This window comes from Paenibacillus sepulcri, assembly GCF_042647105.1.
Taxonomy (GTDB): Bacteria; Bacillota; Bacilli; order Paenibacillales; family Paenibacillaceae; genus Paenibacillus_Z; species Paenibacillus_Z sepulcri.
In genome coordinates this window covers 6,651,753-6,665,961 of record NZ_JBHRUP010000001.1, presented here as the reverse complement: position 1 = coordinate 6,665,961, position 14,209 = coordinate 6,651,753, and the positions used below count along the sequence as shown (strand labels likewise).

Sequence of the window (14,209 nt, the reverse complement as noted above, 5' to 3'; positions counted from 1 at the left end):
ATTCATCCTGTACCCGTTACCAGCCAGGCGATTCAATCCGATGATTCCGGACGGGCCTCGTCATTTTGAAACTCAAGCAGCCCTGCTCTCTTCAACTCATCTCTATGGATTTCCGACAATTCCTCCAGGAGTCCCATTCCATGCTCCGTCAAACGGATAAATATGCTGCGTTTATCCTGCTGGTTCGGGAAACGCTGCACATATCCTAATTCCTCGCAGCGCTGGATGAGCTCCAGACAAGCGTGTGGAGTGATTTGCAGGCGCTCCGCCAGCTCCCTCGGAGTGGCATATTCTCTCTCGGGAAACCCCATTATGGACAGCATAAGCTGATGATATTGAGGGGTGAGTCCCTTGCTTCGCGCCGCTTCCTCGCTGAAACGAATGAATTTGCGGATTCGATACCGGAATAATGCCAGCTGCTCATATACATGTTTAGGCAATCGCTTCTTGTTCATGGCCGGCCCCTATCTGACAGAATACCTATAGTTTATAGCATTCCTTGATCCTGGACAATCAACCGGCTTCTGAATTTACGGACTCCGGATATTATGAATGTCATATAAGTTCACTTTAAATAAATATAACGGACACAATTCAAACAATACCAGCTTATTATGTCATGTATTATGACATTAAATCCTTGACTTAGATCGTAGTGCGATATATATTTAAGCTTATTCAGATATCATCCGTTTCGAACGATACCAATCCAATATGCGTGCCAAGCACGCCAACGCTGGTGAACCTTAATGACAACAAAACAAGTGAAAAGCGTCTGCCCCTACTGCGGTGTCGGCTGCGGCATTGTGCTCGAGGTAGCTGATAACCGTGTCGTCAAAGTCAAAGGCGACAAGGATCATCCGGCTAATTTCGGCCGGCTCTGCACGAAAGGCAGTACCTGCGCCCAAGCTATCACGGAATCGGGACGTATGGAATATGCCTATCGGCGTCCGGGTCGGCCGGCCGAACCCGGCCAAATCGGTATTGACGATGCCATTAGAGAGACGGCATCCAGGCTGCGGGCCATCCTCGATGAACACGGCCCCGATGCACTGTCCTTTTATGTTTCGGGCCAAATGTCCCTGGAATCGCAGTATCTCATCAATAAGCTGGCCAAGGGCTTCGTGCGCACGAATAACATCGAGTCGAATTCACGCTTATGTATGGCAAGTGCGGGCAGTGGCTATAAACTGTCACTCGGAGCGGATGGTCCGCCCGGCTCTTATCAGGATATGGATCATGCCGATCTGTTCTTCGTCATTGGCGCCAATATGGCCGACTGCCACCCCATTCTGTTCCTGCGGATGATGGACCGGGTCAAGGCCGGAGCCAGGCTCATCGTCGTCGATCCGCGCCGCAATGCGACTGCGGATAAAGCATCACTTTATATGCCGATCAAACCGGGAACCGATCTGGCCCTGCTTAATGGCTTGCTGCATTTAATCGCCAAGAATGGACATACGGACCCTGCCTTCATTTCCGAATTCACCTCCGGCTGGGACAGCATGCCCGGCTTTCTGGAGGATTACCCTCCTGAGAAGGTATCAGCGATAACAGGGATTCCCGAAGCCGATATCCGCCAAGCGGCCCGCTGGATCGGCGAATCGCCCGAATGGATAAGCTGCTGGACGATGGGTCTTAATCAAAGCACGCATGGCACGTGGCATACGAACGCCATATGCAATCTGCACCTGGCGACCGGAGCCATCTGCCGGACCGGCAGCGGGCCCTTCTCGCTCACCGGCCAGCCGAATGCGATGGGCGGCAGGGAAATGGGCTATATGGGGCCAGGCTTGCCCGGGCAGCGTTCCGTGCTTGTCGAGGCCGAGCGGCATTTTATGGAGGATATATGGGGCGTACCGCGCGGAACGATCCGAACGGAAGTTGGGACCGGAACCGTATCCATGTTCCAAAGCATGCAGGCAGGGGACATCAAAGCTTGCTGGATTATTTGTACGAACCCGGTTGCTACCGTTCCCAACCGGAAGAACGTCATCGCGGCTTTGCAGACTGCCGAGCTTGTCATTACGCAGGATGCTTTTCTGGATACAGAGACCAATCGATATGCGGATATTATGCTTCCCGGCGCTTTATGGTCGGAGGGCGAAGGCGTTATGATCAACTCCGAGCGCAATTTGACCTTGATGCAGAAGGCGGTGAATCCGCCTGGAGAAGCGCTGCCGGACTGGCAGATCATCGCCCGTGTCGCTTGTGAGATGGGTTACTCCTCCGCCTTCTCCTACGCTTCCGCGGAGGAGGTCTACGCGGAAATTCAGCAGATGTGGAATCCCAAGACCGGCTATGACATTCGCGGCGCTTCCGTCGAGCGGCTGCGCGAAGCTCCCCTGCAGTGGCCAATCGCTCCGGATGGCGCCGATAGCCGCAATCCCATCCGTTACTTGAATAATGGAATCAGCCAGACGTTGAAAGAGAATAAAGACAGCCGCCGCCCGCGGATCGTTTTCCCGACAGAGCACGGAAAAGGCATCTTCTTGGCAAGACCCTATTTGCCTCCGGCAGAGATGCCTGACAGTGACTATCCCTTTGTGCTCAATACGGGGCGGCTGCAGCATCAATGGCATACCATGACCAAGACCGGGAAGATCCCAACGCTCAATAAGCTGAACCCGGGTCCTTTTATCGACATTCATCCGGAAGATGCGGAGCTCATGGGCATAAACAGCGGGGACCGTGTTGAGATTCAATCACGACGAGGGTTGGCCATTCTGCCGGCAGTCGTTACCGACAGGGTGCGTCCGGGAAATTGTTTTGCCCCTTTTCATTGGAATGATCTTTTTGGCGGCCATCTTGCCATCAACGACGTCACTAATGATGCCATTGATCCGATATCCTTTCAGCCTGAATTTAAATATTGTGCAGTATCGCTTGTCCGCGCTGCCGTCCAACCAACAGGTGAAATCTCCGTTTCTCCCGACACTGAAGCCCGATTCAACGAAGCTGCAAACGAAGCGAATATTCAACCGGATATTCAGAAGGAGGAAGTTTATATGGCCAAAGTCGATACGCTCGCCAGTATCCTCGGCATTGATTCATCAGCTTCTGTCATACTCGACAACCATGAAAAAATGTATCTCGCCGGATTCATGACGAGTCTGCGGACTGACGAATCGAGAACGGCTTCGGGTATCCCTGTCCTGCCTCCGACAGCTCCGCTTGATCGAAGCAAACGCTTCTGGCTGGACGGCATGCTGGCAGGCATGTTCTCCCGCACTTATCTTCCGGAAACGGAAATCACTCCTTCCGCTTCGATGGTGGCAACTTTAGAACGGCCCGCAGCACCTGCTGCAGAGAAGGCAACGCCGCTTATCACCCTGGTCTGGGCATCGCAAACAGGCAATGCGGAGGAGGCGGCCAATGATGCAGCCAAGAAGCTGCAGGCCGCCGGTCATGATATTCGTCTTGTTAATATGAATGCTTACTCAATTGCAGACTTATCAGCAGAGCGCATTGTTCTGTTCGTTGCGAGCACATTCGGGGCAGGCGATCCGCCGGATAACGGCGAGAGCTTCTGGAAGGCGCTCCAGGCGGACAACGCGCCCCGGTTGTCCCAACTGCGCTATGCGGTACTTGCGCTCGGCGATTCCAATTATGATTCGTTTTGCGGATTCGGACGCAATCTAGATTCCCGTGTCGAGCAGCTCGGAGCCCAGCGGATGACGAGTCTCGTCGAATGCGACACCGATTATCAGGAACGGGCGGAATTATGGATCAATGCGGTAGCGGGCACGCTAAGCCAATATGCTTCCCGAGAAATCGAATCCGGTTTCTCAGCCAATCGGGAACTGTCTCCGGCCAGCTTCAATCTGCCGCAGCAGCAAGCCATTGAAACGGCGGCGGCGGTAGAGACCGTCATTCCAGGAAGCTATGACCGCAGCCATCCTCTTCATACGCGTTTGATTGCCAATCGTCTGCTGAATCAAGAGGCCTCTGAGAAAGAGACACGCCATTATATTTTCGATCTGGCCAATACCGGGCTTCATTATGAAGCCGGCGATGCTCTGGGCGTCTGGCCAACCAACTGTCCGGATACCGTCGAAGAGATTTTGCATGCGGTAGAGCTTCAGCCTACCGATATCGTCACGCTAAAGGACCATGGTGAAATTACCGTAGCTGAGGCGCTGCTCCGGCATTTCGAGATTGCCCGTATAACCCCAACCATTCTTCAATTCGTCCAGGAGCGGTCACATAGTGATCAGCTCGAAACTCTTCTGAAGCACGAGAGTAAATCCCGGCTGAAGGAATGGCTGCGGGGCCGTCATCTGGTCGATCTGTTGCAGGAATTTCCGGTGACTGCTGGCGCGGACGAACTCGTCCGAATACTCAAGCCGCTGCAGCCCCGGTTTTATTCCATTTCCTCCAGCCCGATGGCAAATCCTGACGAGGTTCATATCACCGTTTCAACCGTACGTTATCCATTCAACGGAAAAACCCGAAAGGGTGTCTGCTCTTCCTTCCTCGCGGACCGTGCGGAGCTTGCTGCCGAAGTTCCTATTTTCATTCAAAAAACCGCTCATTTCCGTCTGCCGGTCAATCCGGATACGCCAATCATTATGGTCGGCCCGGGCACTGGAGTCGGACCGTTTCGCGGATTCCTTCAGGAGCGTCAGGCCATCCGGGCCAAAGGAAAGAACTGGCTCCTGTTCGGCGAGCAGCGGGCAGACCAGGACTTTTATTTCCAAGAGGAATTGGAAGCTATGCAAAGGGATGGCATTCTGACCCGTCTGGATACCGCATTCTCCCGCGATCAGCCAGAGAAAATCTATGTCCAGCATCGCCTGATCGAGCATGGAAGTGAAGTATGGGCATGGCTCCGGGAAGGCGCCCACTTCTATATCTGCGGCGACGCCAGCAGCATGGCTAAAGAGGTCGATTCCGCGCTGAAGCAGATTATCCGGCAGCATGGAGGAATGAACGACGCCGAAGCGGAAGCCTATGTGAAGGAAATGCTGCGTTCCAAAAGATACGCCAGGGATGTTTACTAGAAGGATCGAAATCAGACAAGAGGGAATCCGGCATAAAACGCCTGATTCCCTTTTTCTTCGTTCATATAATCAGGATTCCAGACTGCCGTCGGAATCTGACAGCAAGGGAAATCCACAAACTATTCCGAACCACGTTCATAATGAAAATTCATGGTCCTTACCAGGATTATCGGATACCTTCTAGCAGCAAGCGCAGCGTCTGCAGACAGTCCTCCATCGCTTTGGCAGCATCCTCGGCATCCGGTATTTGCGCCAGCCAGAGCGCCGCTTCGTTCAGTGCGCCTGACAGCAAATGCGTGGCTGCATCCAGCCGGATATGCTTCAGATATCCTTGCTGCCGCATCAACTCGAGTTGTCCGTACAACAGCCGCATAGACTGCTGCTCATCCAGCAGCCGCCACTCCTCCCAGCCGAGCACCGCCGGACCATCTATGAGCATGATCCGCCTGTTTTCCGGTTCAGTCGCCACAGTCACAAATGCCCGGCAGCCCAGATACAGCTGCTCCCACAAATCATCGCTAAGCGAGGCCTCCTCCTCCAGCCGCTGCGCCACTTCTCGCTGAACAAGCTCCAGCACCACCCGGAACAAGCCTTTTTTACTGCCAAAATGATGATACACAGCGCCACGGGTAACCTCGGCGTCTTTGGCAATTTCCTCCAAAGAACTCTCAGCGTAGCCATGCCTGGTAAAGTGATGGCGTGCAACTTCCTGCAGCTTATGGATCGTCTCATCGGTGTCTTTTTTATTTCTCCTCATACGCTTTCTCCCGTCTCGTTGCACAGGCTCCTGCGCCCTGCGATCACCATGCTCAAGCAGTTGTACGCAGCCCTTTGCGAATAATCCATGTTGTGTGCTCGCCGACCTCCGATGCCCGCTGCTTCAACCACGACAAAACAGCCTCTTGCTTGGCCAAACACAGATCGGTATGAGCGGTTAAGTATGGACGGATGGCGTATTCAGAGGTATGACGCTTCTTTATTTCATATAGCGATCCAGTAAAAGCCCCGCATCCTGCAAGCCATACTTTCCACATAGAAGGCAACCGGCATCAGAAGGTAAGGAAACGATGCATATTGCAGGGCAATCAGATCCGCCAGTCTTCTTGCCAGCCTTTCGTCAAAATAATGCTTCAGAGCCGTCGGCTCATTCATTCTCGCCCCTTGCCTTCTCCTGCTTCCACACGGATTCCGAATAGTTGGCGCTCTCTTCCACTGAAGGTGGAATCACTGCAATCACATCGATCAAGATACCGCCGGGATCAGACAATATAAAATGCCGCTGCCCGAATTCCTCATCCCGGATATCCTGCTCCAATGTCAGCTTCGCGCCAATGACCAACCGCTCGTACTCTCCATCCACATCGTCAACTTCCATGTTCAGGATCACACCCTCAGCTCTCTTGCGGTATTGGGCGGGAATCGTCGGATGTCCGGCATCGAGCAGCGCCAGCTCATACGATCCCTGCTGGCCTCCCCCAGTCCGCAAGCTCACATACCAGTCGGACTCATAAACAACCTCATAACCAAAATATTGTCGATAAAATTCCGCGCAGTCCGCCACCTTCTTCGTCATGATGACCGGGTAGAAACTGTTGATTTTCAAATCGGCTCCCCCTTGTATTAAGGTTAGATTGGTATAGTAAGACGTTAACATACATACAGCATGTATGTAAATATCAAAGAGTTATGACTTCTCCGTTAAATGGAGATGGTCCCTGTCCTTAGGGGTTCAGCAAAGTTTATTCCCTTCTACCCCCAGGCAATCCGCAACATAAAAAAACGCAGCCCTTATCAGGCTGCCTTGAATGTCATATATGGGTGAAGTCCAGGGGGATCGAGCCCCTGACTCCATCGCTGCCGGCAATGCGCTCTCCAATCAAGTCTGGTCCTGCTATGTCCGGCGCATGTACGCACGAACTGTAATGGGTGCAAAGATCGCCACAATGACAGCGGCGCCGATGAGGGAGATGCCAAGATCCCAACCTATAGTTCCCGTGTTAGCAAGATCCCGAACGGCTGTGACCAGATGCGAGATCGGATTGATGTTAACAAACCACTGAAGCCAATCGGGCATGGTCTTGACGGGCACGAACGCGTTGGATAGGAAGGTGAGCGGAAACAGCACAATCATCGATATCCCCTGTACGCTCGAGGCAGTACGGGCAATCACGCCAAAGAAGGCGAAGATCCAGCTGATTGCCCAGGAGCAGATAATGACAAGAATCGCGGCGAGGGCGACGTGTTCCAAGCCTCCTTCGGGCCGATAACCCATAATATATCCCATGGTAAAGGTGAGTACAGTCGCAATGGTATATCGGACGGTGTCTGCGAGCAGAGCTCCCGCAAGCGGAGCAATACGCGCGATAGGAAGGGATTTGAATCGGTCAAATACGCCTTTATCCATATCCTCGCGCAGCTGGACGCCGGTAACGATAGATGTAGTGATTACGGTCTGCACCAGGATACCGGGAATGATGACTGGCAAATAGCTCTGTACATCACCGGAGATGGCCCCGCCAAAAATGTAGGTAAACATCAAGGTAAAAATGATTGGCTGAAGCGTAACGTCGAACAACTGCTCGGGGGTTCGGCGGATCTTCAGCAGACCTCTATAGGCCATTGTCAACGAGTTGCGTACCGTCTGGTTGAAGCTTGTGTGGTTTTTCAGTTGTGGATTAGCACCCGGCTTGATTGATGCGCTTCTCATGCTCATGCCTCCTTCGCTTCATTCAATTTATTGGACACTGACGACGTGTCCTCCTTCACCCCATGGCCGGTAATGGTCAGAAACACCTCATCGAGTGTCGGTTTCTGCACACTCATCTCGTCCAAGCGAATCCCAGCCGCGCGAAGAGCAATAAGCAGGTCGGTGACCCGGTCGGCGTCCGCCATCGGTGCAGTAATTCTTGCAGCTTCCGACGACACAATAGACTTGACCTTGAGCACCTGTTCTACGGTCTGGCGGGCTTTCTCGATGTCCTGTGGATTTTGGACTCTCAATTGCAGCGACGAGGTACCGATTGACGCTTTCAGCTCATCCACAGTGCCTTCGGCGACGACACGGCCGCGGTCGATAACCGCTATCCGGTCTGCCAATTGATCTGCCTCATCCAGGTATTGTGTTGTCAGCAGTACGGTTGATCCCGTCCTCACCAGCCGGCGGATCGTATCCCACATCTGTGCACGTGTGCGCGGGTCCAGCCCGGTAGTCGGTTCGTCCAGGAAAATGAGCGGCGGCTGTGCAATAAGGCTCGCCGCCAAATCCAGCCGGCGGCGCATGCCCCCGGAGAAATTTTTCAGCGGACGGCTCGCGGCCTCTGTCAAACCAAATTCCTCAAGCAGCTCCGCTGCTTTTTGCCGTGCCTCTGCGCGCCCTAGCCCAAGCAGTCGGGAGAAGATGATCAGGTTCTCGGTAGCGCTAAGCGACTCATCCACCGATGCGTATTGACCGGTCACTCCGATCAATTGACGGACAATCTGCGACTCCTTCACCACATCGTACCCGAAGATTCTGGCTGAACCGGCGTCCGGTCGAAGCAAGGTCGCCAGCATACTGATTGTGGTTGTCTTGCCTGCTCCATTCGGGCCGAGTACGCCGTAGATCGTACCGGCGCGCACGTTCAAATCCACGCCATCCACCGCTCGATTGCTCCCAAAAGTTTTAACGAGCCCACTCGCTGCGACAGCCCAATCACCATTGTTCGGCGCTAATTCCTTTCTGTATACATGCTTCAAAGCAATTCCTCCCATATAACTGATTATTATCATTGGAATCGTAACTCAGATTTATGAACTGAATATGTCGTGGTTGCCCAATGAAACCTAAATATAGACGAAAACCAGAAGCCACGCGGGTTAACAGGTTTTTCGTTAGACAAAGAAGGAATGCGAAACCAATCGTTCCATCATTATTGTGGGGAACCTATGGGGAAAAAAATTCCGAAAAAGAACCGAATCAGCGACATTCTGTCTGTTGGCTCTTTTTCAGATTCAATAAAGAACAATAATAGCGCTACTCCCGCAGCCAGGCCCCCGGCCACTTTTTGGGCAATAAATATCTACCCGACAATCACCGATTCACTTTAAGGGCGTATCTGATGAAAAAGAAAACCAGCTGCAAATTCTGCAAGCTGGTCTATTTAGTCGGATCCTGTAAATGGAATGACTTCTTGAACACCATTTACGGAAGATAGACTTTGTCATCCTTGAGTGACAGAAGTCCAACCGCGCTAATGGCCGTTATCATAACATAATGCATATCTATTTGGGAGGTGTGCCTGTTAGTGTTCTCTAACAAATGCAAAGTGAAACCTCTACACATTCGAAGGGATGTTAAAATCTTACGAAGAAAAGTACACAAACTCGAAGAATCAATAAAGCGTGACAGGCCCCGTGGCTTTCGGGGATTGAGAGGACCTCAGGGAGCTGCCGGGCCGCAAGGACTGCCCGGAGCTGCCGGGGCTGAAGGACCGCAAGGGCTACCCGGAGCAGATGGAGCTGCCGGGCCGCAAGGGCTGCCCGGAGCCGCAGGGGTTGCCGGGCCGCAAGGGCCGCCTGGAGCAGATGGGGCTGCCGGGCCGCAAGGTCTGCCTGGAGCAGATGGAGCTGCCGGGCCGCAAGGGCTGCCCGGAGCCGCAGGGGTTGCCGGGCCGCAAGGGCCGCCTGGAGCTGCGCTTCCTTCTTCAGTTAATCTTATTTACGCAGGGAATTTCAATGATAATGCTGTCTCTGTTATTGATGGTAATAACCACAGTGTTATTGCCACGGTTCCGGTAGGTATTGGTCCGTCAAGCCTAGGAGTAAATCCGGCAACTGATCGGATTTATGTATCAAATGGCGGAGATATTACAGTCTCGGTAATCGACGGAAATACGAACACTATGATTGCCACCGTTCCTGTAGCTGGTAATCCGGCTGGTCTTGGAGTGAACACAGCCACGAATCGGATTTATGTGACCAACGTTGCCGAAAACTCAGTCTCCGTCATCGATGGGGATACCAATACCGTTATAGCCACAGTTCCCGTAAGCGGTGTGGGACCGGTCAGTGTTGGGGTGAATCCGATCACGAATCGAATTTTCGTGGCAAATCAAGCCAGCGCCAACGTTACTGTCATAAGCGGAATTTCCAATACTGTCATAGCAACAATTCCAGTAGGTTTTGTACCCCTAGGTGTTGGAGTAAACCTCACTACAAACCGGATATACGTGACAAATCTTGGCGATAGTACTGTCTCGGTCATAAGCGGACTTTCCAATGCCGTCATAACCACCGTCACCGTAGGGAGCACACCGAGCGGCATAGACGTAAATTCCATCACCAACCGAATTTATGTAGTGAATGCTGACACCGTCTCGGTTATCGATGGAATCAGCGACACCGTCATAGCCACAATAGCAGGTTTTAGCCTTCCTAACGATATAAAAGCGAATCCATTAACAAACGGCATCTACGTCGCAAATGTCACTGGAAATACCGTCTCTGTCATTGATGGAAATTCCAATACCGTCATAGCCGCCGTTCCTGTAGGAAGTGGGCCAAATAGCATTGGTGTAAATTCTTAACGACAATTTGATCATGGCTGTGAATTTATTCTTCGCAGGAACCCGCAGCCAGTTTACATCATTTTTTTCATGGACTAACAGTTTATTTTATAATATCAGTAAACAGTCTGCACAAAAAGAAGACCAGCTGCAATTAGATAAAGACACAAAACCCTATATAACAAATAACCCCGCCAGCCACTGGGCCAGCGGGGTCATCATTTTATTCCCCTACAGAATTGTCATATTCATCTACGTTATAAGTCAGGATCTTGTTAAAGATCACATTCTCTGTTCGGATGGTAAACGGGCCCATATTCCAAGTTTTATTGAACGAATATCGAGACAAGCCGGTCCCCGCATCCCTCGCATCGTACCAGGCGACAAAAGAATTTACTTGCTCCTTGGGAAGACTATACTCTTTTTCAAGCCCGTTAGTCATTGTCACGGTGAGTAGGGCATAGTCGGTTTGTGAAATGGCAGCGAGTTGTTCATAAGAAGTATTCGTAGTCGAAGAGTCATATTGATCAATGTTGAAGGCCAGGATTTTATCAAAAATAACATTTTCTGTCCTCAGTTTAAACGGCCCCTGGTTCCATATTTTGTTAAATGAGTACTTTGCCGGTCCACTGCCTGCATCTCTGGCATCGTACCACGCGAGAAACATATTTAATTCAGATGTAGAAAGATCGTATTCCTTTTCATTTCCATTGGTCATGGTGATAGTCAACAAAGCTCTCGTTATAGGAGGCTCAGGCACGGTCGGTGCTTCATACATCATCTTAATTTGTCCAAGAGTTACGTATGCTCTTCCATTATTTTTACTGATATTTAATCTGTACGTTTTATAACTAGTCGCGTTATTAAAACTAAATTTCCTTTCTACTCTTTGTTCCCAATTTGTAATACCTGTTTGAGTGTCAAGCACTACCCACCCACTTCCATTAGAACCTTCAAATGTCCAATCCATTGGTGATTCAGTTTTAAAATTAGTATCGTCAATACGCGCTTGTAAAGCGTAACTATTTACAAGTGTTGGATTCGGAAATTCATAAGCTATCCAGCCATATGGTTCTCCAGCTTTCGATGCCCACCCAGTATCTCCATTGTCGTTAACATTAAAAGCTTGAAACGGTTGATGATTTGTGCTCCATACACTGCTTGAACTTGCAACTCCAGAAGGTGAAGTATTAGAGGTCATATCCGGAATTAAATTACCATCATTCGCATCTGCAAATGCAGTGCCCTTTACAAGAATTATAAATAGAAATACTAGTGCCAAACCTGAAATAATCTTTTTCAATTCCATCTTCTCCTTCAGTTATGTAATGGGATAATCGTATGGGAAAATTATTGAAAATAACAGACTTTTTTTCGACAAATTATTACAATATGATTGAGAGTTAAATGTTTAGGCATTTATGCCTATTATAAAATAATCTATTAAAGAGATTGAAGAGAAAAAGAACATTGCTCGTTTACAATGCTTGAAGAGCCGTTGAAATTAAAGGTTATAAGTTGGCGAACATCGTATCCAGGTTATTTTACTCAGGACTAATACGCATTAATAACGGAGACGAAAATTAATTAGATAGCTCTATGCATCGGGACATAACAGATTTATGAACTCAATATTAGTAGTAACCAATTTCGAACGGGTCAACGGCGAGTGGGGTCTTGTGCTGTCAAAGGGGACGGACATTTTATAAGTGTTTTCCTTTAGTTCCAAAACGACTGTATTGAAGCCATCTATGTCACAGCCAATCCGGATAAACTGACCTATATTCAGCGGCAAAAGGGATGCAGCTAGATTGACGATATACGTCTATGCCCGCAGATTTCGCCATTCGGCACCTTTCGTGACCGGATTAGTGCCAGCTTGAAGCTACGCGGGCACTAATCGTTTTACATTTTTCCCTATTGCTTCAATCTCCCCGGCCAGCTCCACACCCAGTATAGGTTTTCTTGGCTTTCTGAAGCCCAAAAATATCGCTTTGGAATCCAGAGCAAGATTGGACTGTTGAAGCCCCGCACTCTGCAGTCCCCCGACGTTACGGTTGTCGCATGAACTTTTACCAGTATTTCATTGTCCCTGGGAGCAGACTTTTCTACCTCTGTAAGCTTCAAAACATCCGGCGTTCCGTACTTTGTGCATACACTGCAAGGAAATTGCAGCCAATTGCAGGCCGGCAATCCAGCCCTCTGTGATAGATTCAAGCTTCGCGATATTTTCCGCTGAAAGGTTTAGAATGCTGAATTGCAATTAATTCAGAAATGAGTTAAAACAATTGATTAGATTGCTGGATGATGAGGTCCCAAATCCAGAACTCTTGAATCAGCTTGTCGGTAAGTATGTATCGAGAATCATTGTTCAGCGTGAAACTAAGACGGTGCATATTACGTTCCACATTAAATATCACGATATTGCGATTTATCAGAAAACCATATCAGCAGATTGGGATATGAACAAACAATAATCAAAACAAAGGAGGAGCCATCTAGTGCTCCTCCCAGCTTTTATTTCTTCTTCCAACGCAATAATATTCTTAAAAGATAGGGTGAACCTGGAAGTACAAATAGACTTAATCCCTCTCCAGTGTACAAGTTATTACGAATCAAAAGTTTCCTTCCACATAAGTATTCAATGCTTTTTGGTGAACCGTTATAAATGCTAATACCATCTTTATTGCTCCTCTGAACTATGAACCAAAGTAGCTTCTTCTCTATTAAAGGTAACTTCCTTAGGATTTCGAGTATCTCTCTTTCATGTACAGGAATCATATCTGTTATCTCGTCTTCTGGTTTTGATTTTGTTTGGTTATCTAGAATAGCCTCGTTTTTTTCAGCACTAATAAAAGTATGGCTTAGACTGGTATCAGAATTCCTCATGAAGCGTTTTATTGCTTTCTCTTCTTGTTTCTTTTTAAGTTCTAGTTCTTTATCAGTCCAAACTTTAACACGCAAATTTGAATAGAGGCTGTAAGACCTTGTCGCCTTTTTTAGACGTATCGCCTCTTTTTCTTTAGCCACTATTATCATTCTTTCTTTATCATTAGCAAGTACAGAATCGAGAGTTTTTATCTCTTGTATGATCTTATCAATGCACTTATCTACTGATAGATATATCTCAAACATTGAGAATCGGAGAACAGACTGTACACCATTTTGAATTGACCAAAAATCTCGTTTACTGTCTAAGAGCATTCGATAAGGATCTTCATGATGTGGCCCATCGCATTCTACTACGATCTTACATGCATCCCCATAAACTACATAATCAAATATGTAAAAACCTAGTTCGGTCTTTGTATAAACCTGCTCATCGAAAAAGATGTTATTCCTAAGTAAAGCATCACCCATAACACGTTCCAATGCTGTGAAATTATTCATCACTATTCACCCAATATATTTATTCAATAAATAGTGACTAATCCCTTCTCACATTAGTTGTGCTTGTCTATTTACATTGTGAGTGATTGTCATATTCAACAACAGCAACAGCCGCAAACCCAACATCCAAAGGCTTTACAACTAGTACGGTGCTCTCTCACACGGTTAGTGGAGGCGAGGGGATTTGAACCCCTGTCCGAAGATGTAATAGACTTGATTCTTAAAAATATAAACTATAGCACAGCAGCTGATTCGAGGGTAATGGGGGAAAAT

Annotated in this window: 11 protein-coding genes and 1 pseudogene; 3 read left to right on the top strand and 9 right to left on the bottom strand. The window is 49.1% G+C overall.

What is annotated here, in order from left to right:
- Positions 1 to 32 precede the first annotated feature (32 nt).
- Complete coding sequence (locus ACFOLF_RS28925; protein WP_210037438.1) at positions 33 to 455, bottom strand: MarR family winged helix-turn-helix transcriptional regulator; 423 nt, start codon at positions 453 to 455, stop codon at positions 33 to 35.
- A gap of 294 nt (positions 456 to 749) precedes the next feature.
- Between ACFOLF_RS28925 and ACFOLF_RS28920 the strand changes: the two genes are divergently transcribed.
- Positions 750 to 5,003: a sulfite reductase subunit alpha gene (locus ACFOLF_RS28920; protein ID WP_210037437.1), complete on the top strand. Its 4,254-nt coding sequence runs from the start codon at positions 750 to 752 to the stop codon at positions 5,001 to 5,003.
- A 166-nt stretch (positions 5,004 to 5,169) separates the two neighbouring features.
- Here the strand turns inward: ACFOLF_RS28920 and ACFOLF_RS28915 are convergent, their stop codons facing one another.
- The 5 genes from ACFOLF_RS28915 to ACFOLF_RS28895 all read right to left on the bottom strand — a co-directional run bounded on the left by ACFOLF_RS28915 (position 5,170) and on the right by ACFOLF_RS28895 (position 8,738).
- Entirely contained in the window at positions 5,170 to 5,760 is a 591-nt protein-coding gene (locus tag ACFOLF_RS28915; protein WP_210037436.1) for a TetR/AcrR family transcriptional regulator, read from the bottom strand.
- A gap of 224 nt (positions 5,761 to 5,984) precedes the next feature.
- Entirely contained in the window at positions 5,985 to 6,155 is a 171-nt protein-coding gene (locus ACFOLF_RS28910) for a hypothetical protein (RefSeq protein WP_210037434.1), read from the bottom strand.
- Positions 6,148 to 6,606, bottom strand: coding sequence for a VOC family protein (locus ACFOLF_RS28905; protein ID WP_210037433.1), 459 nt, complete (start codon positions 6,604 to 6,606; stop codon positions 6,148 to 6,150). The genes ACFOLF_RS28910 and ACFOLF_RS28905 overlap by 8 nt, the downstream gene beginning before the upstream one ends.
- 288 nt (positions 6,607 to 6,894) lie before the next feature.
- A complete protein-coding gene (locus ACFOLF_RS28900) occupies positions 6,895 to 7,710 on the bottom strand; it encodes an ABC transporter permease (protein ID WP_210037432.1) in 816 nt (271 codons plus the stop codon).
- A 2-nt stretch (positions 7,711 to 7,712) separates the two neighbouring features.
- Positions 7,713 to 8,738, bottom strand: coding sequence for an ATP-binding cassette domain-containing protein (locus ACFOLF_RS28895; RefSeq protein WP_379112813.1), 1,026 nt, complete (start codon positions 8,736 to 8,738; stop codon positions 7,713 to 7,715).
- Positions 8,739 to 9,494: 756 nt separating this feature from the next.
- Here ACFOLF_RS28895 and ACFOLF_RS28890 point away from each other — a divergent pair.
- Together ACFOLF_RS28890 and ACFOLF_RS28885 are read left to right on the top strand one after the other, a co-directional pair.
- On the top strand, positions 9,495 to 9,779 hold the full coding sequence (locus ACFOLF_RS28890; protein ID WP_379113001.1) for a hypothetical protein: 285 nt from the start codon (positions 9,495 to 9,497) through the stop codon (positions 9,777 to 9,779).
- Complete coding sequence (locus ACFOLF_RS28885) at positions 9,698 to 10,567, top strand: YVTN family beta-propeller repeat-containing protein (RefSeq protein WP_379219642.1); 870 nt, start codon at positions 9,698 to 9,700, stop codon at positions 10,565 to 10,567. The genes ACFOLF_RS28890 and ACFOLF_RS28885 overlap by 82 nt, the downstream gene beginning before the upstream one ends.
- 202 nt (positions 10,568 to 10,769) lie before the next feature.
- Here ACFOLF_RS28885 and ACFOLF_RS28880 read toward each other — a convergent pair whose 3' ends face one another.
- The 3 genes and pseudogenes from ACFOLF_RS28880 to ACFOLF_RS28870 form a co-directional block, all read right to left on the bottom strand.
- Positions 10,770 to 11,849, bottom strand: coding sequence for a discoidin domain-containing protein (locus ACFOLF_RS28880; RefSeq protein ID WP_210037430.1), 1,080 nt, complete (start codon positions 11,847 to 11,849; stop codon positions 10,770 to 10,772).
- Positions 11,850 to 12,452: 603 nt separating this feature from the next.
- Positions 12,453 to 12,721 (bottom strand): annotated as a pseudogene (locus ACFOLF_RS28875) (alcohol dehydrogenase catalytic domain-containing protein); the annotation flags it as partial.
- A 342-nt stretch (positions 12,722 to 13,063) separates the two neighbouring features.
- Positions 13,064 to 13,936 carry a DUF559 domain-containing protein gene (locus tag ACFOLF_RS28870; RefSeq protein ID WP_210037429.1) on the bottom strand — a complete coding sequence of 291 codons (873 nt, stop codon included), beginning with the start codon at positions 13,934 to 13,936 and terminating at the stop codon, positions 13,064 to 13,066.
- Between the last annotated feature and the right edge of the window lie 273 nt (positions 13,937 to 14,209).

Excerpts from the sequence above, each read along its gene's own strand:
- ACFOLF_RS28915 (WP_210037436.1), bottom strand. The coding sequence starts at position 5,760 with ATGAGGAGAAATAAAAAAGACACCGATGAGACGATCCATAAGCTGCAG.
- ACFOLF_RS28870 (WP_210037429.1), bottom strand. The coding sequence starts at position 13,936 with ATGAATAATTTCACAGCATTGGAACGTGTTATGGGTGATGCTTTACTT.
- ACFOLF_RS28925 (WP_210037438.1), bottom strand. The coding sequence starts at position 455 with ATGAACAAGAAGCGATTGCCTAAACATGTATATGAGCAGCTGGCATTA.
- ACFOLF_RS28910 (WP_210037434.1), bottom strand. The coding sequence starts at position 6,155 with ATGAATGAGCCGACGGCTCTGAAGCATTATTTTGACGAAAGGCTGGCA.
- ACFOLF_RS28920 (WP_210037437.1), top strand. The coding sequence starts at position 750 with ATGACAACAAAACAAGTGAAAAGCGTCTGCCCCTACTGCGGTGTCGGC.
- ACFOLF_RS28890 (WP_379113001.1), top strand. The coding sequence starts at position 9,495 with ATGGAGCTGCCGGGCCGCAAGGGCTGCCCGGAGCCGCAGGGGTTGCCG.
- ACFOLF_RS28900 (WP_210037432.1), bottom strand. The coding sequence starts at position 7,710 with ATGAGAAGCGCATCAATCAAGCCGGGTGCTAATCCACAACTGAAAAAC.